The sequence below is a fragment of the Devosia sp. genome, assembly GCF_025809055.1.
GTDB lineage: Bacteria > Pseudomonadota > Alphaproteobacteria > Rhizobiales > Devosiaceae > Devosia.
Map to the genome: position 1 here is coordinate 2,866,212 of NZ_CP075529.1, position 20,089 is coordinate 2,886,300.

The 20,089-nt window shown below is 63.5% G+C and carries 19 protein-coding genes; 6 read left to right on the forward strand and 13 right to left on the reverse strand.

All coding sequences use genetic code 11. From position 1 onward, the window contains the following. Positions 1 to 14: 14 nt before the first annotated feature. The 6 genes from KIT02_RS14080 to hmgA form a co-directional block, all read right to left on the reverse strand. Positions 15 to 1,331: a TRAP transporter large permease gene (locus tag KIT02_RS14080; RefSeq protein WP_297578786.1), complete on the reverse strand. Its 1,317-nt coding sequence runs from the start codon at positions 1,329 to 1,331 to the stop codon at positions 15 to 17. Beyond that, positions 1,324 to 1,863: a TRAP transporter small permease gene (locus tag KIT02_RS14085; protein ID WP_297578789.1), complete on the reverse strand. Its 540-nt coding sequence runs from the start codon at positions 1,861 to 1,863 to the stop codon at positions 1,324 to 1,326. The genes KIT02_RS14080 and KIT02_RS14085 overlap by 8 nt, the downstream gene beginning before the upstream one ends. Before the next feature lie 3 nt (positions 1,864 to 1,866). Further along, the gene (locus KIT02_RS14090; protein WP_297578792.1) at positions 1,867 to 2,883 is read right to left on the reverse strand and encodes a TRAP transporter substrate-binding protein; all 1,017 of its coding nucleotides are present in this window, start codon (positions 2,881 to 2,883) and stop codon (positions 1,867 to 1,869) included. A gap of 125 nt (positions 2,884 to 3,008) precedes the next feature. Beyond that, positions 3,009 to 3,485, reverse strand: a complete 477-nt coding sequence (locus tag KIT02_RS14095) for a DoxX family protein (protein WP_297578795.1) — start codon at positions 3,483 to 3,485, stop codon at positions 3,009 to 3,011. 114 nt (positions 3,486 to 3,599) lie between these two features. Beyond that, positions 3,600 to 4,838 (reverse strand): fumarylacetoacetase, encoded by a 1,239-nt coding sequence (gene fahA, locus KIT02_RS14100; protein WP_297578798.1) that lies wholly within the window; start codon positions 4,836 to 4,838, stop codon positions 3,600 to 3,602. A 45-nt stretch (positions 4,839 to 4,883) separates the two neighbouring features. Beyond that, on the reverse strand, positions 4,884 to 6,206 hold the full coding sequence (gene hmgA, locus KIT02_RS14105) for a homogentisate 1,2-dioxygenase (protein WP_297585319.1): 1,323 nt from the start codon (positions 6,204 to 6,206) through the stop codon (positions 4,884 to 4,886). Between the two features lie 238 nt (positions 6,207 to 6,444). Between hmgA and maiA the strand changes: the two genes are divergently transcribed. Further along, a complete protein-coding gene (gene maiA / locus KIT02_RS14110; protein ID WP_297578801.1) occupies positions 6,445 to 7,092 on the forward strand; it encodes a maleylacetoacetate isomerase in 648 nt (215 codons plus the stop codon). A 27-nt stretch (positions 7,093 to 7,119) separates the two neighbouring features. Here maiA and ligD read toward each other — a convergent pair whose 3' ends face one another. Continuing rightward, on the reverse strand, positions 7,120 to 9,657 hold the full coding sequence (gene ligD, locus KIT02_RS14115) for a DNA ligase D (RefSeq protein WP_297578804.1): 2,538 nt from the start codon (positions 9,655 to 9,657) through the stop codon (positions 7,120 to 7,122). 2 nt (positions 9,658 to 9,659) lie between these two features. Beyond that, a complete protein-coding gene (locus tag KIT02_RS14120) occupies positions 9,660 to 10,547 on the reverse strand; it encodes a Ku protein (protein ID WP_297578808.1) in 888 nt (295 codons plus the stop codon). Positions 10,548 to 10,877: 330 nt separating this feature from the next. Here KIT02_RS14120 and KIT02_RS14125 point away from each other — a divergent pair, with 330 nt between their 5' ends. Together KIT02_RS14125 and KIT02_RS14130 are read left to right on the forward strand one after the other, a co-directional pair. Beyond that, positions 10,878 to 11,630, forward strand: coding sequence for a cytochrome c oxidase assembly protein (locus KIT02_RS14125; RefSeq protein WP_297578811.1), 753 nt, complete (start codon positions 10,878 to 10,880; stop codon positions 11,628 to 11,630). After that, complete coding sequence (locus KIT02_RS14130; protein WP_297578814.1) at positions 11,627 to 12,139, forward strand: CopD family protein; 513 nt, start codon at positions 11,627 to 11,629, stop codon at positions 12,137 to 12,139. Before KIT02_RS14125 ends, KIT02_RS14130 begins: the two co-directional genes overlap by 4 nt. Here KIT02_RS14130 and KIT02_RS14135 read toward each other — a convergent pair. Then, complete coding sequence (locus KIT02_RS14135) at positions 12,120 to 12,677, reverse strand: DUF2231 domain-containing protein (protein WP_297578817.1); 558 nt, start codon at positions 12,675 to 12,677, stop codon at positions 12,120 to 12,122. The genes KIT02_RS14130 and KIT02_RS14135 overlap by 20 nt on opposite strands. Positions 12,678 to 12,728: 51 nt before the next feature. On the opposite strand from KIT02_RS14135, the gene coxB reads away from it, so the two are divergent. The 3 genes from coxB to KIT02_RS14150 are packed head-to-tail and all read left to right on the forward strand — an operon-like array spanning position 12,729 to position 16,155. Next, the gene (gene coxB / locus KIT02_RS14140) at positions 12,729 to 13,355 is read left to right on the forward strand and encodes a cytochrome c oxidase subunit II (protein ID WP_366520606.1); all 627 of its coding nucleotides are present in this window, start codon (positions 12,729 to 12,731) and stop codon (positions 13,353 to 13,355) included. Then, positions 13,352 to 15,847, forward strand: coding sequence for a cytochrome c oxidase subunit I (gene ctaD, locus KIT02_RS14145; RefSeq protein ID WP_297578820.1), 2,496 nt, complete (start codon positions 13,352 to 13,354; stop codon positions 15,845 to 15,847). Before coxB ends, ctaD begins: the two co-directional genes overlap by 4 nt. Beyond that, entirely contained in the window at positions 15,844 to 16,155 is a 312-nt protein-coding gene (locus tag KIT02_RS14150) for a hypothetical protein (protein ID WP_297578823.1), read from the forward strand. Before ctaD ends, KIT02_RS14150 begins: the two co-directional genes overlap by 4 nt. Positions 16,156 to 16,158: 3 nt before the next feature. On the opposite strand, the gene KIT02_RS14155 is transcribed toward KIT02_RS14150, so the two are convergent. Genes KIT02_RS14155 through KIT02_RS14170 form a run of 4 tightly spaced genes read right to left on the reverse strand, consistent with a single transcriptional unit; the run spans position 16,159 to position 19,962 of the window. Next, positions 16,159 to 16,890: an FCD domain-containing protein gene (locus tag KIT02_RS14155; RefSeq protein WP_297578835.1), complete on the reverse strand. Its 732-nt coding sequence runs from the start codon at positions 16,888 to 16,890 to the stop codon at positions 16,159 to 16,161. A 58-nt stretch (positions 16,891 to 16,948) separates the two neighbouring features. After that, positions 16,949 to 18,148, reverse strand: a complete 1,200-nt coding sequence (locus KIT02_RS14160) for an aminotransferase class V-fold PLP-dependent enzyme (RefSeq protein ID WP_297578838.1) — start codon at positions 18,146 to 18,148, stop codon at positions 16,949 to 16,951. A gap of 3 nt (positions 18,149 to 18,151) precedes the next feature. Continuing rightward, positions 18,152 to 19,036, reverse strand: coding sequence for an ABC transporter permease (locus KIT02_RS14165; RefSeq protein ID WP_297578841.1), 885 nt, complete (start codon positions 19,034 to 19,036; stop codon positions 18,152 to 18,154). Continuing rightward, entirely contained in the window at positions 19,033 to 19,962 is a 930-nt protein-coding gene (locus KIT02_RS14170; RefSeq protein ID WP_297578844.1) for an ABC transporter permease, read from the reverse strand. The genes KIT02_RS14165 and KIT02_RS14170 overlap by 4 nt, the downstream gene beginning before the upstream one ends. Positions 19,963 to 20,089 lie beyond the last annotated feature (127 nt).

The following is a 20,089-nucleotide window of genomic DNA, read 5'->3' on the forward strand; positions in this document are numbered from 1 at the left end:
GGGCATTTGGGCCGTTACATGGCGCTGACCAGCCAGAGCGACAGCCAGGGGATGGCAATGAGCAGCCCCAGCCGCACGATATCGGCAAGCCAGAATGGCAGCACGCCCCTGAAAATAGTGGCGAGGCTCACATCGCGCAGCACCCCCCGAAGGACAAAGACGTTCATGCCAACCGGCGGCGTGATCAGGCTGATCTCGGTCACCACCACGACGACAATGGCAAACCAGATGAGGACGCTTTCGGGGTCCTGCAGCATCTCATTGGCAAAGTGCAGCTCATACATCAGCGGGTAGAATACCGGCACAGTGAGCAGGATCATCGAGAGGCTCTCGAGGACGCAGCCCAGAACGATGTAGATCCCAACGATGACCAGGATCACCGCCCAGGCCGGAACTTCGAGGTCCATCACCAGGTCGACCAGGGCATAGGGCAGGCCGGCAAAGTTGATGAAGTTGGAAAAGATCTCGGCGCCAATCACCACCATGAAGATCATGGCCGTGGCGCGCACGCTGTCCATGGTTGCGGCAAGGAAGTGACGCCAGGTCATGGTGCGCATGCCAAGGGCAACGACGATGGAAGCGGCGGCGCCGATGCCCGCGGCCTCGGTGGGGGTGAAAAGCCCCGCATAGATCCCCACCATGATGAAGCCGAACAGGCCCAAGACGCTGATGACGCCCTGAATATCTTTGCGGGTCAGCTTCTCTTGCTGCACCGTATCCGGCGCCAGCGTTGGCTTGTGCCAGACGGCCACCTTGATCGCCACCAGATAGAGCACGATCCCCAGGATGCCGGGGATGATGCCGGCGACGAAGAGCTTGGCAATATTGGTTTCGGTCAGAAGACCGTAGATGATCAGGACCACCGAAGGCGGGATGAGAATGCCCAGCGTGCCCCCGGCAGCAATGGAGCCGGTCGCAAGCCGGTCGTCATAGCCGAACTTGCGCATCGAGGGCATGGCGACCTTGGTCATGGTCGCGGCCGTCGCCAGGGACGAGCCGCAGACCGCCGAAAAGCCACCGCTGGACAGGACCGAGGCCAGGGCCAGCCCGCCCTTGGTGCGGCCCAGGAAACGATTGGCCACGGCAAACAGGCCATGGGCGATGCCCGAAGCGGCCAGCACATTGCCCATGAAGATGAAAAGCGGAATGACCGAAAGGCCGTAGGACAGGGAACTGTCGAAGGCGATCTGGCCGGTCATGGCGAAAGCCGGGCCCCAGCCGCGCATCAGGGCGAAGCCGATGCCACCGACGGCGACCATGGCGAAAGCGATGGGAACCCGGGCAAGGATCAGCGCCAGCAGGACGCCGATGCCGATAAGTGACTCAATCAATTCGGGCCTCCCCGGATGCCGGTGGGTTGCGCGTGGTCCATGTGGTGCCAACCTGGACGAGCATGATGATGGCGCTTGCGGCGCAGGACAGGGCGGCCAGATAGCCAAAGGGTGCCAGGGGCAGCGACAGAGCATTGGTCACCGACGCCTTGCTGGCGGCGCCGAGCGCATGAACGCCCAGACGCCAGGCGAGGACGGCAAGAACCAGCGCCGAGACCACCTGGGTAGCGGCCAGAAGCAATGTGCGCAGCCCGCCTGGCAGCATGGATTCGATGAGATCGACCTCGATATGCTCGCGGCGGGCCGTGGTCAGGGGCAGGGCAAGGAAGACCAGGGCGCAGACCAGAAGCTGGGTCAACTCGAAGGCCCCCGCCAGGGGCCGATGCAGGAAGTAGCGGCCGACCACGTCGACACAGGTAACGGCCACGAGGCAAAACAGGGCGACCGCCGCCGCAAGCCCCAGAGCCTGGCTGGGCAGGGGGTCGCGTGGCGACCCCCTGCCTTCGCCGGACGGGGAGGATTCGTCCGTCACTGATCAGAACTCCACACGGGTCTCGGCGCGCAGCGCGGCCAGGGCCGCCGTGCCATCGAAGCCATCTTCGGCAATGGAGTCCGCCCATTCCTGTTCGAAGACTGCGGCATTGGCCTTGATCTCGGCGAGGAAGTCGGCGGGCGCATCGTAGATCTCGATGCCCGAGGCGAGGATTTCGGCAATGGCGTTGGAGTCGGCGCCGTTCCAGGCTTCACCCACCAGTTCGGCAAAGGCCGGTCCGGAAATGGCGTCGATAGCCGCCCGGTCGGCCTCGGAAATACCCTCCCAGGCGCCCTCGTTCATCACCATGAACCAGGTCGTGTTGTAGAGCCCGCCCGGTACGCGCATACCATAGGAGAGGTCATTGATGACGTTGAACGCGGTGAGCGCTTCATAGGTGAAGGCCACCCCGTCGATGACGCCGCGCGACAGTTTTTCGTAGACCTCGTCCGAGGACATGAACAGGGTTTCGGCACCGAGCCCACCGAGGAGTTCGGAGACGTAGCCGCCCGGAACCCGGATCTTGAGACCGGCCAGATCGTCCTGGCTCTCGATCTTGAGCTTGTTGTTGTAGAGTACCCCCGGGCCATGCACGAACAGGCCGAGCAGGTGAACACCTTCATGTTCGGATTGGGCATCGAGCTGGCCTGAATAGACGTTCCAGAAAGCTGTCGATGCGGTTCGCGCGTCATCGCCGATGAACGAGAACTGGCCGATGCGCGAGCGCTCGAAGCGGTCGTCGGTGGTGAAGGAATGCAGGCCATAGGTGATGTCGGCAATGCCATCGGCAGCCATGTCGAAGTGCGCCGGCGGAGCGCCGAGAGCCTTGGCCAGAACCCGCACGGTCACCCGTCCCTCGGTCACGTCGGCAACGCGTTCCGACCAGGGAATGATGGCATTGACCACGATCGGATGGCGTGGCGGCAGCCAGCTCGACAGGGTCAGTTCCTGGGCCAGCGTGCCCGGCATTGCCGAAAGCAATGCGGTGGTGCCCATGAGCAGTCCAAGTGCAATTTTCATTTCAGTCTCCTCCTAGATGGCTGCGGGTGGCTCTTGTCTGGCCGGTATTGGGGTCCGCACGCATCGGTCCGTTGTCTTTGGGCGCCAGTGGTTCAGAGCCAGTCCGGCGCCCGTTGATTGTGTTGCTAGAATTCCCGGCCGAGCTTGTGGTCGAGCGAATAGGCCCCGCCGCCGCGCACCAGGAAGAACAAGGCCGCCACGCCCCAGAACAGCGGATATTCGTAGCCTGCGGCCGTCCAGAAGAAGCCGTTCTTGAGGTGGAACAGCACGGCATTGAGCATGAAAACCAGCACGGCCAGCGCCACGGGACGCGTGAAAATGCCGGCGGCCAGGCATAGACCGCCGAAGAACTCGACGACCCCGATCAAGACGGCAAGGAATGTCCCATTCGAATAGCCGACGCTTTCGAGGAACGTGGCGGTTCCGGCTACGCCGCCGCCGCCCAGCGCCCCGAAGAGCTTTTGCGCGCCATGCGGCACCAGCAACAAGCCGGTGGCAACCCTCAGGGCCAGCCAGGCCACGCCGTCCAGGCGTGCATACAATCCGGCCAGGCCGGGCAGGAAATAGCGGCTCGCCTGCAGGGACGAACTTTGATCTGTCATCTCTCCTCCTTTTCCCGGCCCCCTCGCCGGATGTGGTGATGGTTCTCCTGCCATCGCTGCCATATTTCATTGCAAATGAAATGAAGTCAAGTTTTTTGTTGCAAGTGAAATGAACTATCGTCCGGTGGAAACTGCCGGCCGCGCCGGCAGGATCGTGCCGCTGCAGGCGCCGAACCCGATCCGGTAACCGTCGCCAATGGCAGCGCCGCGCAGGGTCAGCGTGTCGCCGTCTTCAAGGAAGCTGCGGTACTGGCCGGGGGCAATTTCCAATGGCTCGGCACCGCCCCAGCTCAGCTCCAGCAGCGATCCGCGACTGTCCTTTGTTGGTCCAGAAATTGTCCCAGACCCGATCAGGTCCGCCACCCGCATGGGGCAACCGGAGCTGGTGTGGTGCGCCAGCTGCTGGGCTGCCGAATAATACTGTTCGCGGTAGTTGGTGCGGGAAATGATGGTCTCCGAGCCGCCATCCGGGGTCAGGCCGACCTCGAGGGCGATGTCGTAGAGCATGGGACCCTTTTCCTCGAGATAGGGGAGCAGCGGCCGGGTTCGCTGGGGTGTCGGGACGCGAAACGGCTCCAGGGCGGCGCGGGTCACGATCCAGGGCGAAATGCTGGTCGCGGTGGCCTTGGCCTGGAAGGGGCCGAGCGGCTGATATTCCCAAGCCTGGATATCGCGCGCCGACCAGTCGTTGAGCAACACATAGCCAAAGATCATCGCATCGGCATCGGCGACGCTGACCGGCCCCGCCGATGGCTGCCCGACGATGGCCCCCAGTTCAAGTTCGAGGTCGAACCGGGTCGAGGGCGCAAAGCGGGGTAGCTCGTCATTGGGTGACTTGACCTGGCCCCAGGGCCGGGTCACCGGCGTGCCCGAAACCACCACCGAGGAGGCGCGGCCACTATAGCCGATGGGAATGGACAGCCAGTTCGGCGGCAGGGCATTTTCTGCACCGCGAAACATGGTGCCCACGTTTTCGGCGTGGTGCCGGCTGGCATAGAAATCGGTAAACTCGGTGACCGTGAAGGGCATGAGCATCCGCACGTCGGACTGCGCCACAAGGAATGGCTCGACCGCGCTGCGATTGCAGTCCTCTGACAGAAGTTCGGTCAGCCTGGCGCGCAGGGCAGCCCAGCTGCCGGCCCCGGCGGCCATGACCCTGTTCCAGCTCGGTTCGGCAAACAGCGCCGGATCGAGCCCGTGGTCGATGGCGCCGACGTCTAGGATGAAGGCACCGATGGCGACGCCCATGCGTGGCCCCCGGCCGTCCTCGAACACGCCATAGGGCAGGTTCTGGATCGGGAAGTCGCAGCCCGTTTCATTGGCGCTGGAAACCCAGGAGCGCAGCTGTGTCATGATGGTCTTCCTGTTGATCTGCAGCGGTCCGCGTCGCGCCCCGGCTCACTTGAGGCCAGGTCTGCCGTCGAATTTCTTCTCAAGCGAAGTCCAGCAGTCGATGTAGTCGTCCTGCAGCGGCGCCTCGGTGGCGGCAAACTCGGTCAGATGCTGGGGGAACCGCGTCTCGAACATGAAGGACATGGTGTTGTCGAGCTTTTCGGGCGCCAGTTCCGCATTGGAAGCGCCCTCGAAGGCGTTCCGGTCGGGGCCGTGCGGCAGCATCATGTTGTGCAGGCTCATTCCGCCCGGCACGAAGCCCTGCGGTTTGGCATCGTACTGGCCATAGATATTGCCCATCAGCTCGGACATGACGTTCTTGTGGTACCAGGGCGGGCGGAACGTGTGTTCCATCACCATCCAGCGTTCGCGGAACAGGACGAAGTCGATATTGGCCGTGCCATCGACGCCCGATGGGGCGGTCAGCACCGTAAAGATCGAGGGATCCGGGTGGTCGAACAGGATCGATCCGACCGGGCAATAGGCCGTGAGGTCATATTTGACCGGTGCGTAGTTGCCATGCCAGGCCACGACATCGAGCGGTGAATGGTCGATGCTGGTCTGGTGGAACTGGCCACACCATTTGATGGTGAGCGTCGAGGGGGCATCGCGGTCCTCGAATGCGGCGACCGGCGTCTTGAAATCACGACGATTGGCCAGGCAATTGGCGCCAATCGGTCCCCGGCCCGGCAGTTCGAACTTCTGCCCGTAATTTTCGCAGACAAAGCCCCGGCAGGGCCCCTCGAGTACCTCGACGCGATAGACCAGGCCGCGCGGCAGGATAGCGATTTCCTTGGGCTCGAGGTCGATCACTCCCAGTTCCGTACAGAAGCGCAACCGGCCTTCCTGCGGCACCACGAGCAATTCGCTGTCGGCCGAATAGAAGTAGGCGTCGACCATGCTGGAGGTGACCAGATAGACATGGCTTGCCATGCCGATCTGGGTGTTGACATCTCCGGCCGTGGTCATGGTGCGCATGCCCGTAATCCAGGTAAGGTCCGCTCCCGAATGGGGGACGGGATCCCAGCGATACTGCCCGAGGCTGGTGACCGCATCGACCACATGCGGCGCCGTCTTCCAATAGGGGATTTCGATCCGCTCATAGCGGCCCGAATGCTTGACGCTGGGCCGGATGCGGTAGCACCAGGTCCGCTCGTTTTGATGCGAAGGCGCGGTAAAGGCCGTGCCCGAGAGCTGTTCCCCATAGAGCCCATAGGCGCATCTTTGCGGCGAATTCTGACCGATGGGCAGGGCGCCGGGCAGGGCCTCGGTTTCGAAGTCATTGCCGAACCCCGACATGTATTCGGGCACAAGGCCCGACGATGTCATGGCGCGGGTCAGTCCGCTCGGGCCTGCAATCCTGGTCATCAAATCCTCCATCCGCCGGTTCGGTTCTTCTTCCTGCGAGCTAACGTTGCATCCGCAACAATGTCAAGTTTCATTTCATATGCAATGAAATGTCTTGCGTTGAAACTGCAACAATGGTCTATGGGGGCGGCGGGCCGTTTCGCCGGGCCGCGCGCACACGGCGTACCGGCCGGAGCTCTATCCGCAGGGAGGACCAAACTTGATCCAGCTCTACGACTACTGGCGCTCGAGTGCGAGCTATCGCGTCCGCATCGCCCTGTCGCTGGCCGGTCTGGAATGGACCTCAGTCCCTGTCGACCTTCTGGCCGGCGACAACCGGTCCAGCGAGCACCTGGCGCGCAATCCGCAGGGGCTGGTTCCGGTCCTCGACATCGGCAATGTGCGGCTGACCCAGTCCCTGGCCATCATCGAATATCTCAACGAGGTGCACGGCCTCGGCCTGTTGCCCGCCGATCCGGTGGCCAGGGCACGGACCAGAGCCATTGCCTATGCCGTGGCGGTGGACATCCACCCGGTCTGCAATATCAGCGTCGTCCAGTATGCGGCCGAGCACAGCGGCGATCCCACGCTCAATCGGACCTGGATGCAGCACTTTATCGGCAAGGGGCTCGCGGCCGTCGAGGAGATGATCGATGGGGGGGCCTTCTGCATCGGCGAGAGCATCTCGATGGCCGATGTGTGCCTCTATCCGCAGCTCTACAATGCCCAAAGATGGTCGGTCTCACTGGGGCGGTTCCCCAGAATCCGGGCCGTCATGGAAACGCTGAGCGAGATCGGGGCTTTTGCCCAGCAGCATCCCGATCAGGCAAAGGCACCGCTGCGCCGGACCGCCGCCCAATTGCGATAACCGAACCAGGTTCAGGGTTCGGCACTGCTATTCCAGCGCTGCCTTGAGGACCTGCCGTTTCCGGAAATAGTTTGCCCAGACCTTGTCCTGCGCCCGTTCAATGGCCGCAGCGAGGGAAAAGCCATTGGCCCGTTTGAGGCGCGGCACTTCGTCCCATTCGACCGGCGTGGCCACGGGCGCGCCTTCCCGTGAGCGGACTGACCAAGGACAAATGGCGGTGGAGCCGCGCTCATTGCGCAGATAGTCGATGAACAGCCGGCCCTTGCGGCTGGCCTTGGACAGATTTGCCGTGAACCGTTCAGGCTCGTCCTCGGCCATGGATTGCGCGAAACTCTTGCAGAACGCCTTGACCGCCGGCCATTCCGCCTCCGGCCGCAGCGGCACGATGACGTGAATGCCCTTGCCGCCTGACACCATGGGAAAACTGGCCAGGCCCCGATCAGCCAGCCGGTCTCGAATATCGGTCGCGGCGCTGGTGATGGCTGAAAAATCGAGGCCTTCATCCGGGTCGATGTCGAACACCAGCCGGTCCGGTTTCTCCACATCGGAAAAGCGCGAGCCCCAGATATGCCACTCAAGCACGTTCATCTGCGTACCGGCCACTAGGCCCGCCAGATCATCCACGTGAAAGTAGTTTTGCGTTTCGCCATCCTTCTCGGTGAGCGGCGTGGTGCCAATCTGTTCGGGAAAGCCGCCCGTATCGTGCTTTTGGAAGAAGCAGTGTTTTGCCCGTCCCTGCGGACACCGCACCAGGCTCAACGGCCGGTCCTTGATGTGCGGCAGCATGACCTTGGCAACGCCCTCGTAATAGGCAACCAATTGCCCCTTGGTGATGCCCTGTCCGGGAAAGACAACACGATCCGGGGAGGTGAGCCGCACGCCGAGCTTTTCGGCCAGAGCCGCGCCGCCTTCGGGTAGAGTTTCGGCTTTTTCCATGCGCACGTCCTCGCTTGTCTTGTCGTCGCGCAGGCCGATGAAACTGGCATGGCGCAGGATGCCGTCCTCGGTCATTTCGGCATAGGCGATTTCGGCCACCAGGTCCGGGCGCACCCAGTTGGCGTCGCGGGCAGGGTCCTTGGGCACGGCAGCAAACGGACTGGTCTTGCGGGCCAGGCGCTTGAGCTGCGCGTCGAGTTCGGCCAGCAGGTCCTGCGTGAACCCGGTGCCGACCCGTCCGCGATAGACCAGCTCGCCATTTTCCCAACTGCCGACGAGCAAAGACGCAAATCCGTGGCGCCGGCTCGAGGGCGACCAACCGCCAATGACGAATTCCTGCCGCTTGAGGCACTTGATCTTGAGCCAGGTTCGCGTTCGTTCGCCGCGATAGGGCGCGTCCGCCTTCTTGGCGATGACGCCCTCGTGGCCGTCTTTGCACAGCGCATCGAGCACCTTCTGGCCATGCCCCGCGACATGGGAGGAAAATTGGATGGGCGCATCGCGTCCTGACCGCGCCAGCAGATTTTCGAGCTTGGCCTTCCGCTCCACCAGAGGCAGCCGGGTCAGGCTCTTGCCATTGGCCTCGAGGAGATCGAAGGCAAAGAATTCGAGCCGCCCGCCCTCGGTCAGGACGCGCTTGAGGGTTGAGAAGTCGGTACGCCCCCGGCTGTCGAAGGCGCAGACTTCGCCATCGATCAGGGCCGAGCCGATCTTGAGCTGCTGCAATGGAGCGACAAGCGCACCGAATTGTTCGGTCCAGTCGAGCCCGTTGCGCGTAAAGAGGCGCACGGCGTCCCCTGCCACTGATGCGAGGCACCGGTAGCCGTCATACTTCATCTCGAACAGCCAATTGTCGCCTGCAGGGACGGTATTAACCAGACTGGCCAACTGCACCGGGCGGAAATCCGGCGTTTTCCCACGAGTGGCATTTGCAGTGCTCTGCGTTTTTTGCCCGGCTGCCCTCGCCTCGTCCGGGTCGGAATGCCAAACCGCCCTGGTTGGGACACGGGTGCGTTTCTTAGGTGCGGCGCCCGAGGCAATTTCCTTAAAGCTTCGGCCGCTGGCGACCGAGCGGGTAAAGCGGGTGGTGAGGGTGTCCCTGTCCTTTTCCGTGCCGTCGCGGTGCTTGATGAGCAACCAGTTCTGGCGATCGGGACCCGACCTGCGCTTGGTGTCGCGGCCCTTCATGTGCACCAGAACCCATTCGCCCTTCATGCGTTCGCCGGACAGGCGCAGCTTGAGATCACCCTTGTCCAGGCCCACCTGCGGGTCACCGATCGGCTCCCAGGTGCCACGGTCCCAGAGCATCACTGTGCCCCCGCCGTATTCATTCTCGGGGATGGTGCCTTCAAAGCCGCCATATTCGAGCGGGTGGTCCTCGACGCGCACCGCCAGGCGTTTGTCGTCCGGATTGTTGGAGGGTCCTCTGGTGATGGCCCAGCTCTTGAGGACGCCGTCGAGTTCGATGCGGAAATCATAATGCAGGCGGGTCGCGTCATGCTTCTGCACGACGAACCGCCCGCCCCTGTTCCCGCCGCGCCGGGGCGCGGTCCCGGCCGGTTCCTGCGTCTTGGCGAAATTGCGCTTGGCCTTGTAGTCCTTGAGCAGATCCCGGGCCTTGCTCGCCATGATTAGCCAGCCTTCTTCCGGCTGGTGCTGGATGTTTTTTGCGCAGGCTTTTTGGCTGCCGGTTTGGCCGGACTTGCCTTCCGGGATGACGTCTTGCCGCCCTCGAGGCTCTCCTTGAGCGCCGCCATGAGATCGACCACATTCGATCCGCTCGGGCGCTCCGGCGCCGGATCATCCTTTGCGGTGATCTTGCGACCCTTGGCCTTCATCTTGCGGCCGATCAACTCGCGCAGGGCCGTCTGGTAGTGATCCTTGAAGGCACTGGCATCGAACGGCGCGGTCTTCTTTTCGATCAGGGCCGTGGCCACGTCCAGAAGGTCGGCTTCCGCCTTCTTGTTGGAAATCTGGCTGAAAAACGGGTCCGCCTTTCGGATCTCATCCTCATAGTGCAGCGTTTCGAGCATCAGCCCGGTGCCGCTGGGCTTGATGGCGGCCAGGTATTCCTTGCCGCGCATCGACAATTGGCCGAGGCCCACCTTTTCAGTCTTGCGCAAAGCGTCGCGAATGACGCGGAAAGCGTCTTCGGCCAATTCATCGGTGGGCACGACGAAATAGGACTTGTCGTAATAGATGGGGTCGATCTCGCAGGCGCCGACGAACTGGGTCAGCTCCAGCGTCTTGCGCGTTTCGAGCTTGACCGCGTCGATCTCATCGTCGGTGAGCAGCACATAGTCGCCCTTCTCATACTCGAACCCCTTGATGATCTCGTCCTTGTCCACGGGGCCGACGCCGGCTACCACTTTTTCATAGTGGATCGGCTTGCCGGTTGGCTCGTGGATCTGCCGGAAGCTGGGCTTGGCGCTGGTGCGGGCGGCGCTGAACATTTCGACGGGGATGGACACCAGCGAGAGGCGCAGCTGGCCTTTCCAGATCGGACGGGTGGCGGGCATGACAATTCCTGCGGGTCGCTTCGATGCCGATTCAACGCCCATTGCCCCACCCCGTTCCGCCTGGGTCGCTCTGCGACCTGCGCCACAGGCCAATCGTCCGTAATTCCGGCGTTTCCAGGTAGGGTCAGGGCGGTGGAACCGTGGCCGCGCGGCGGCGTTGCACATCAGATGGCTTTGGGAAGGCCTGGCCCGACCGCGGACTATTTCGTTGCCTGAGTGCTGCCCGCGGGCGAAGCTGAGGGCAAGATCGGTAGCGCCCGCGTCCTGATCGCCGCCGAATTGCAGAGGATGCCGTCAGAAAGCATCACGTGTCTCTAGCCTGGAATGGAAATGGACCCAGCGTCAGCCTTTTCCTTCGACATGAGTTATTGCGGCTCCCCGCCGGTTCCGGACACTCTTCTGGGCCGGTGGAATTTCGATCCCGTCCTGCTTGCCGCGCTGGCCCTGGCCGGGGTGCTGGGGTGGGCCCTGCTGCGCGGACAGAACCCGCAACGCCGCATGGCCTTTGTCGCGGCCTGGGGCGCGGCACTGGTGGTTTTCGTATCGCCCCTTTGCGCGCTGACGGTGGCCCTGTTTTCGGCGCGTGTCACCCATCATGCTCTCCTGACCATGGTGGTGGCGCCGCTTCTTGCTTATGCCCTGCCCAGCCGCTGGGGCCGATCCGTACCGCTGCTCTTGCCGCTGTCGGTATCCACCATGGCTCTGTGGTTCTGGCATGCGCCGGACCCCTATGCCATGGCCTTCAGCCATCCGGCCCTCTACTGGGCGATGCAGGCCAGCCTGCTCGCGTCCTTCACATGGTTGTGGCTGGGTCTGCTGCGGGCACGATCACCGCTGGCCGCCGGCGTGGCGGCGCTGGCCAGTGCCATTCAGATGGGCCTTTTGGGGGCTTTGCTGGTCTTTGCTCCACAGCCGCTTTATCTGCCGCATATCGCGACGACCCTGGGCTTCGGCCTGTCGCCGCTCGATGACCAGCAATTGGGTGGGCTGATCATGTGGGTGCCGGCCAACCTGCCGCTATTGGCCTTGGTGCTCCACAGGCTGATGGCCGCGCTCAGGCCGGATCGGATGGTGGCCGAATGAGCTGGGCCTTCCTGATCGCCTGGGTGAAGATTGTCCATATTGCCGGCATAGCCCTGTGGTCCGCAGGCCTCCTCGCCCTGCCGATCCTCTATGCGCAGCGCCGGGGGCTGGAGGGTGCGCCGTTGCACCGGCTGCATGCGTTTACGCGCATGCTCTATGTGGCGCTGGTGTCTCCCGCCGCCTTCATCGCCATCGGAAGCGGCACGGCCCTGATCATCGCCATGGGCACTTATGAGAACTGGTTCTCGGCCAAGCTGGTGGGCGTCTCGGTGATGACTGGCCTCCATATCTTTTCCGGCCTCGTCATCCTGCGCCTGTTTGAGCCCGGGCGATCCTATCCGGCCTGGCGGTTGGGTCTCGTCATGCCGCTGACGATTTTCACCATCGCGGCGATCCTGGTGCTGGTTCTGGGTAAGCCGCGCATGGAATGGCCGCAGCCACTGGCCGATCTGTTCGCGCCCGGCGCGCTTTCGCAGCTGATCGGTCCACTCATTGGCGTGGGGAAATGATGAGGCCGACGCCGTGATCGAACACCAGTTTCCCGCCATGCCAGCCGGCAAAAGCCGTGGCCATGCTGGCCAGGACCGACAGCATCAGCCCGCTGGGCAGGACGGTTTCCGGCCAAGAGATGCGCAGGCCGGCATTGCAGGCGGTGATCGCCAGCAGCACCATGGCGGCAATGGCGTGGTTCCAGCTGGCCACGCGCACCCGGATGCCGGGTACCGCCAGCAGTTCCAGCGTGCCGATGATGGCCGCAAGCACGCCGAAGACGAAAGCCGCCCCGGCCGACCACTGTCCCACCGATACCCAGAACGGGTCTGCCGTCCACCAGTAGAAGATGTCGACGCCCAGTGTTGCGATGACGAAGGCGATCGGGAAATGCACCAGCATGGCGTGGATGGGATGCCCGGCCACCGCAACGGCGGAACCGATATCCTTGCTGGCGACCTCGCGGATCGCCGGATTGGGATGGTTGGTACGGGCCTCGGGCGGCGTTTCCTCGTCGCGGATTTCGCTTTCTTCGGAATCGCGCGGACTATCGCTCATCGCCTTTTCCCCCGGCTCAGATCAATTGCACTCTGTGCAACGCCGCTGCTGCTGGCCGGTTGCACCGGTGAACTATCCACCCTTGATCCGGCCGGGCCAAGAGCGGCGAACCTGGCGATGCTCTGGTGGGTGATGTTCTGGGGTTCGGTGGTTCTGTTCGGGCTGGTCATGGTGCTGTTCGGGCTGGCCTATCTCCGGACCGGATGGGTGTCGCGGATCACCCCTGCGCAGTGGATCATCGGTGGTGGCCTAGTGCTGCCCATCCCTGTGCTGGTGCTGCTGACCGGCACGGCCCTCGTCCTGGGCGAGCAATTGCTGCCCCGGGGCGAGGCGCCTCTGCGCCTCGAGGCTGAGGCGAGCCGCTGGACCTGGTCCTTCACCTATCCAAACGGGGTCACGATCCCCGAACCGGTCCTGCATCTGCCGGCCGGCCAGCCGGTGGATATCGTGGTCACGGCCAAAGACGTCATTCATTCCTTCTGGGTCCCACGCCTCGGCGGCAAGATCGACGCCATCCCCGGCCACACCAATGTCATTCGCCTCGAGGCGGATGAGCCCGGGGTCTATTGGGGACAATGTGCCGAATATTGCGGGGAGGGCCACGATACGATGTTCTTCCGCGTGGAGGCCCATGCGCCCGAAGCCTTCGAGGCCATGCTGGCAGGGCGGGTGCCATGACCGCGCGGCCCTCTCCCATTGCCCTGCACAAGGCCCTCGACGCCATCTGGCGCACACCATCGGGTATCGGGCGGCTCTCAAGCGTCAATCACACGGTTCTGGGCAAGCGCTTCATGGTCCTGGCGCTGGTGTTCTTCACCATTGGCGGCCTGCTCTCCATGCTGATCCGGGCGCAGCTGGCGACCCCCGGCAGCGCCTTTGTCGGCCCGGAAATCTACAATCAGATTTTCACCATGCATGGCACGGTGATGATGTTCCTCTTCGCCATTCCCATGTTCGAGGGCTTTGCCATCTACATGCTGCCCAAGATGCTGGGTGCCCGGGACATGGCCTTTCCGCGCCTCACGGCCTATGGCTTCTGGTGCTACCTGTTCGGTGGCTCCATTCTCATCATCGCCATGTTGGCCGGCGTGGCGCCCAATGGCGGCTGGTTCATGTACACGCCATTGAGTTCGCGCCCCTATACGCCCGGGATCAATGCCGATGTCTGGCTCCTGGGCATAACATTCGTCGAGATTTCCGCCGTTACTGCAGCGGTCGAGCTCTTTGTCTCCATTCTCAAGATGCGGGCGCCCGGCATGGCGCTGACGCGCATGCCGCTCTTTGCCTGGTACATGCTGGTGACCTCAGGCATGATGATCATCGGCTTTCCGCCGTTGATCCTGGGATCGATCCTTCTGGAAATGGAACGGGCCTTCGGCCTGCCCTTCTTCGATCCGACCCGCGGCGGCGACCCGCTACTCTGGCAGCACCTGTTCTGGCTCTTCGGGCATCCGGAAGTTTACATCATCTTCCTGCCCGCGGCGGGGGCCCTCTCGACCATCATTCCCGTCTTCGCGCAAAGACCGATCCTGGGCTATCGCGCCCTGATCGCCGCGATTGTCGCCATGGCCTTTCTCAGCTTCGGGCTTTGGGTACACCACATGTTCACGGTGGGCATCCCGCATCTGGCGCTGGCCTTCTTTTCGGCGGCCAGCGCTCTGGTTGCCGTGCCTACGGCGGTCCAGATTTTTGCCTGGATCGGCACGCTGGCCTCGGGCCGGCCGCGTTGGGACATTCCCATGCTCTATGTGCTGGGCTTCTTCATCGTCTTCGTCATGGGCGGGCTGACCGGGGTCATGCTCGCCATGGTGCCGTTCAACAGCCAGGCCCATGACAGCTATTTCGTCGTAGCGCATCTGCACTATGTGCTGGTCGGCGGCTTCGTCTTCCCCATGCTCGCCGCCATCTACTACTGGTTGCCGCATGTGACCGGGCGGCAGAGCCTCTATCGCCTGTCGGTCCCGGCCTTCTGGCTGATCCTTGTTGGCTTCAACCTCACCTTCTTCCTCATGCATCTGACCGGTCTGATGGGTATGCCGCGTCGCATCTCGACCTATCCGTCCAACTGGGGTTGGGACTGGCTCAACCTCTTGTCATCGGTGGGAGGGTTCGTTCTCACCATGGGCTTTGCGCTGGTCTTGATCGACATCGTCCTGCAATTCCGTTTCGGGCGCTGGTTCCGCCGCGATCCCTGGGCCGCCGCGACACTCGAATGGGCAACCGCAACCCCGCCGCCCAGTTACACCTTTGCGTCCCTGCCCCGCATCGAGGCGCGGGCCGATCAATTGCAGCCGGGGCCAATAGGCGGGCGCCTGGCCGGTGGCGAGGGCTATCTCGGCTTTGCCCGCAACGGCGAACAGGAAACGCTGGGCGTCGACATGGTCTCGGGCGAGGTCGAACACCTCATCATCCTGCCGCAGCGCACCTACCTGCCGCTGTGGACGGCACTCGCAACTGCGAGCTTTTTTCTGGCCCTGTTGTTCCGGCTCTACTGGCTCGCCCCATTCGGGGCGCTGCTCACCCTGGCGCTGTTTCTGTCCTGGCCCGCCAGCCTGGGTGGAAAGAAGGATCGCGGGCCGGTCGATATCGGCATGGGCGCAGCGGTGCCTCTTGATCGCGAGGTGACCGGCAGCGTCACCATTCTCGCCAGTCGCGCGGCTTTGGCGATGAATGGGACCCTCTTTGCGTCCCTGTTGTTCGGTGGGCTCTTCCTTTTGGTGGTTGCGCCCAATTGGCAGGGCGTGATGCAGGTTGATCTACCCCTCTGGCCAAGGGTCGGCGCACTTGTCGCAGTGGTTTTCGGCGCGGGCCTGGCCCGACTGGCACAGACGCGCAATGCTGCCGGCGGTGAACCGGGGGCGGTGCTCCTCGCGACAGCGGGCCTGCAGGCGATCGGTATGGCGCTGCTCATCGCAAGCCTGGTAATGGTTCCCGATCCCACGGCCCATGCGCGCGAAGCCGTACTCTTCGTTGTCCTGGCCTATGCGGCGCTCCATAGCGGGCTCGCGGGATTGCTGGCCGGCTTTGCAGCCTGGCGGTTGGCCCAGGGCTATGTCTCGGCGCGCCGGCAGACCGAGGTGATCGTCGCCGGGCTGTGGAATGGCTATGCGGCGCTGGTGGCGGTTCTGGCGCTGGGGCTGACCCTGCTGCTTGGGGGACTGGGCGCATGACGCAGGCAGATCGCCATAGCCTCATTCGACTTGTTGCCGGCTTTGTCCTGTGGAGCCTTGCCTTCGTCCTGCTCTACGGCGTCCAGGCGCTTGGCTGCGCCTATGACTGGGGCATGGCGCATCGCCCCGTTCTCATCGGCCTCTACCTGGCCTTCATCGCCGCGCATGTGGTCGTGCTGCGCTGGCCGGCCACGCGCGCGGAAGCAGTGCCGGCGCTGCATCAGATCGGGCGATGGGCCAATATGGCTGCGCTCGCTGCCGCGGTCCTGGTCTTCCTGCCGGTGACCTTTGCCAGCATGTGCGTGTGACCGCTAGCCGTCCTTGCGGCGGCCGGCGATGATCTCGGACACTTCCTTTTCCACCGTGTCGAGCAGGCGATTGATGGCATCGAGCGCCTGATCCACGTCGGCCGCGAGGATAGCATCGGCGAGTTCGCGGTGGATGGGGAAGGAGGCCAGCCCGAATGCGTCGGCAGAAAACGGCGAAGTGCCGCCCCGTTCCAGCGCGTGATCGAGATTGAGCAGCAACTGGCCATACATGGGATTGCCGGTGGCATCGCAGATGGCCTGGTGAAAGGCGTGATCGGCCTTGCGCCACGGCCGCCCCGCATCCACCTCGACCAAGAGAAGCGTGCACAGGCGGGAAATGTCCTCGCGCTGCCGCTGGCTGGCCTTGAGCGTGGCCTTGCGCACCACGTCGGTTTCGAGCGTGCGACGGATTTCGATCAATCGGAGCAGGGCTTCGCCTTCGAGCCGCACCATGGTGGGCACCAGACCGCGCGAGGTCTGCACGCGGGCGGCAAGATAGGTGCCGTCACCGCGCCGCCTGCGGATGATGCCCAGGCCTTCCCAGCGATTGAGCGCTTCCCTTATGGTCGAACGGCCGACGCCCAGCGAGGCCGCGAGAGACACTTCGGGGGGCAGGCGGTCGCCCGTGCGCAGCCCGGCGCGCTCGACCATCTCGGCCAGCGCGTCCAGCACCGCAACATTGCGGGATCGGCTTTCCAGTGGTTCGAGAAAGCTCAATGCGGCGTTCTGCGTCACGATGTGCGGCTCCTCCGATGCGGCTGCGGTTCACTCACACCACATCCCGGGCGATTTGTCAGCCTTGTGCCAGCCGGGCCGGCACCTCCAGCTTCAGCAATTCGGACAGGGCCGCGACCAGGCGGTCCATCTGCGGCGCCGAATTGTAACCCTGTACGGACAGCCGGGCGATGCAGGTATCCCGCCAGCGAAACACCGGGATTTCGATGCCATAATCATCGAACAAACGCCGGTGAATTTCGGCCGTGTCGCATTCGGGAATGGGCATGGCCACCATCTGTGGTGCTGAAAATTCCGGGCTGCTGAGCGGGGCGAGGCCGGTCAGAGCGGCCATGCGCCGCGCCGTCGCCTGCGCCAGGTGCCGGCAATGATCGGAAATGGCCCACCAGTCCTGTTCTTCCCGGAAGGCCAGGGCGTCCGGCACGGTCAGCCAGGGGGCCGGGTCGCGCGTGCCCTGGATTTCGATTTCGTCGATGAACGGCGAATTGCCGAAGGCGCCGCGCGCATCCGGTAGTCTGGATTGTGCCGTCCAGCCATGGCTGATCACCAGGGGGTTGAGCCGTCCCTGCATTTCCGGCCGGGCATGGAGGAAAGCCGAACCCTTGGGCGCCATCATCCACTTGTGGCAATTGCCCGAATAGTAGTCCGCGCCGAGGCTATCCAGGTCGAGCCGGATATGGCCCGGCGTGTGGGCGCCGTCGATGACACTGACAATGCCGCGTTTCCTGGCCTCGGCTATGCTGGCCGCGATGGGAAAGAGCAGGGCAGTCGGCGAGGTGATATGGCTGAGGAACAAAACCTTCGTCCGCTCCGTCATGCCCGCGACGATCGCCCCGGTAAAGGCGGCTTCGCTGGTGAGCGGCAACGGCACCTCGATCACCACGATTTCTGCGCCGGTCTTCTGGCAAACATAGGCCCAGGTCTTTTCGAGCGCCGAATATTCGTGATCGGTCGTCAGGATCTGGTCGCCCGGCTTGAGGTCGAGCGATTGCGCCACGATGTTGAGGCCGGTGGTGGCATTGAGGACCCCGACAATATCTTCTGATCCGCAGCCAAGCTCGGCCGCCAATGCCTGGCGCGGCACGCGCAGTAAGTCATGGAGCCGCCGGCCCAGAAACTCGACCGGCTCGCGCTCCAGTTCGAGCTGCCAGCCCTGATAGGCCGCAAAGACCGGCCGGGGGCAGGCGCCGAAGGAGCCGTGGTTGAGAAACACCACGTCGTCACGCAACAGGAAGTGGTGTGCAAGATTGTCGGACACCGTTTATCGGCCTTTCAGGGTCGGATCGAGGGCATCGCGCAGGCCGTCCCCGAACAGCGTCGTCGCCAGGACCGTGATGGCAAGCGCGGCGGTGGGGAACACGGCCATGTGCCAGTAGAAGAACATGAAATTGATGCCCTCATTGATCATCTGGCCCCAGGTGGGGGTCGGTGGCGGCACGCCGATGCCGAGAAAACTGAGGCTGGCCTCGAGCATCATCGCCAGGGGAATGGCGAGGACGAAACCGACAATGATCGGGGAGATTGAATTGGGAATGAGATGGCGGCGGATGATGTACCAGGGCGAGGCGCCGAGCGCCTTGGCGGCACGCACGAACTCCTTTTCCCGCACGGCTTTGACCTGGGCGCGGACCAATAGGCAGACCTGGACCCAGCCGAACAGCGCCGCGATCAGGATGATGGTGAAATAGCCGCCACGCGTGAGGGCACCGAGCAGCATGGCCGCCAGAAGTGGTGGCACCACCGAGAACAGTTCGATCACGCGCATGATGACCCAGTCGGTCTTGCCGCCGAAATAGCCCGCCAGGGCACCAAGCGGAATACCGATGATGACACTGAACACGGCAGCGGCAAAGCCGATGGTGAGCGAAACGCGGGCGCCATAGACGATACGGGTAAAGAAATCCCGGCCCAGCCCGTCCACGCCGAACCAGTGTTGTGCGGAGGGGAAGGCGAGGCTTTCCGTCAGGAACAATTGCGCCTCGGGCGGCACGGGCGTGATCCAGGGCGCCAGGAGCGCCATCAGGATCAGGATGGCGAGAACGATGCCGGCCAGGATGGCAGCCTTGTTGCCGCTGAAGCGGCGCATGGCGAACCACAGGGGGCTGCGCTGGCGATAGGGCTGCGTAGCAACGGTTTCGACGCTCATTGTCCGCCTCCGACGCGAATACGGGGATTGATCAGGGCATAGACGATGTCGCTGAGCAGATAGGCGATGCAGTACATGAAGGTAATCATCAGCATCAGCGCCATTTCGAGCGGATAATCCCGGTTCTCGATGGAGGAGACGAAATAGGCGCCGAGGCCGGGGACGCGGAACATGGCTTCAACAAAAATCGAACCGGTGGCCGTGCCGATGAACATGGGCAGGAAGACCGTGACCAGCGGGATCGCCGAATTGCGCAGGACATGTTCGAAGACGATCCGGCGCTCGCTCAGCCCCTTGGCCCGCAGGACGGTGACGAAGGGGCGGTTGAGTGTGTCGAGCATGGCCGAGCGCGTGTAGCGGGCATAGGTCGCCAGCGGGATCAGCGCATAGGCGGTGATCGGCAAAATCCAGCGTTCCGGCTTGCCCCAGCCGCTGGCCGGAAGCCATTGCAGCCAGACCGCAAAGACCAGGATCAGCAGCATCGAGCTGACAAAGACGGGGATGGTCAGGCCGAGTGTCGCCAGGGTCGAGGCCAGGTAGTCGATCCAGCTGTTGCAATTGAGTGCCGCTGCCATGCCCAGCAGGATGCCCAGCGGCGCCCCGATGACGACACCGAGCCCCCCCAGCACCAGGCTCGGCACCCAGGCACGGGACAGAAGCTGGACCACGGTTTCACCCGGGCTCTGATAGGGTACGCCGAAGTCGAAATGCAGCACGCCCCACATATAGCGGAAATATTGCACATGCAGGGGCTGGTCGAGCCCAAGCTGCGCCATGAGTTTGGCGCGCACCGCTTCGGACACCGGCATGTCATTGGCGTCGAACGGACCGCCGGGAATGGCGTGCATCATGAAGAAGATGATCAGCGACACGACAATGAAGGTGACGGCAACCGAGACGAGGCGGCGCAGGATGTAAAGGATCATGTGCATTCCTTCCAGGCTGCCAGAAGCACTGCGCTCCCCTTCTCCCCTTGAGGGAGAAGGTGCCCCGAAGGGGCGGATGAGGGGTCTCTTCCGTTGTGCTCGGCATGGGCGGGCGCAGCACCCCTCA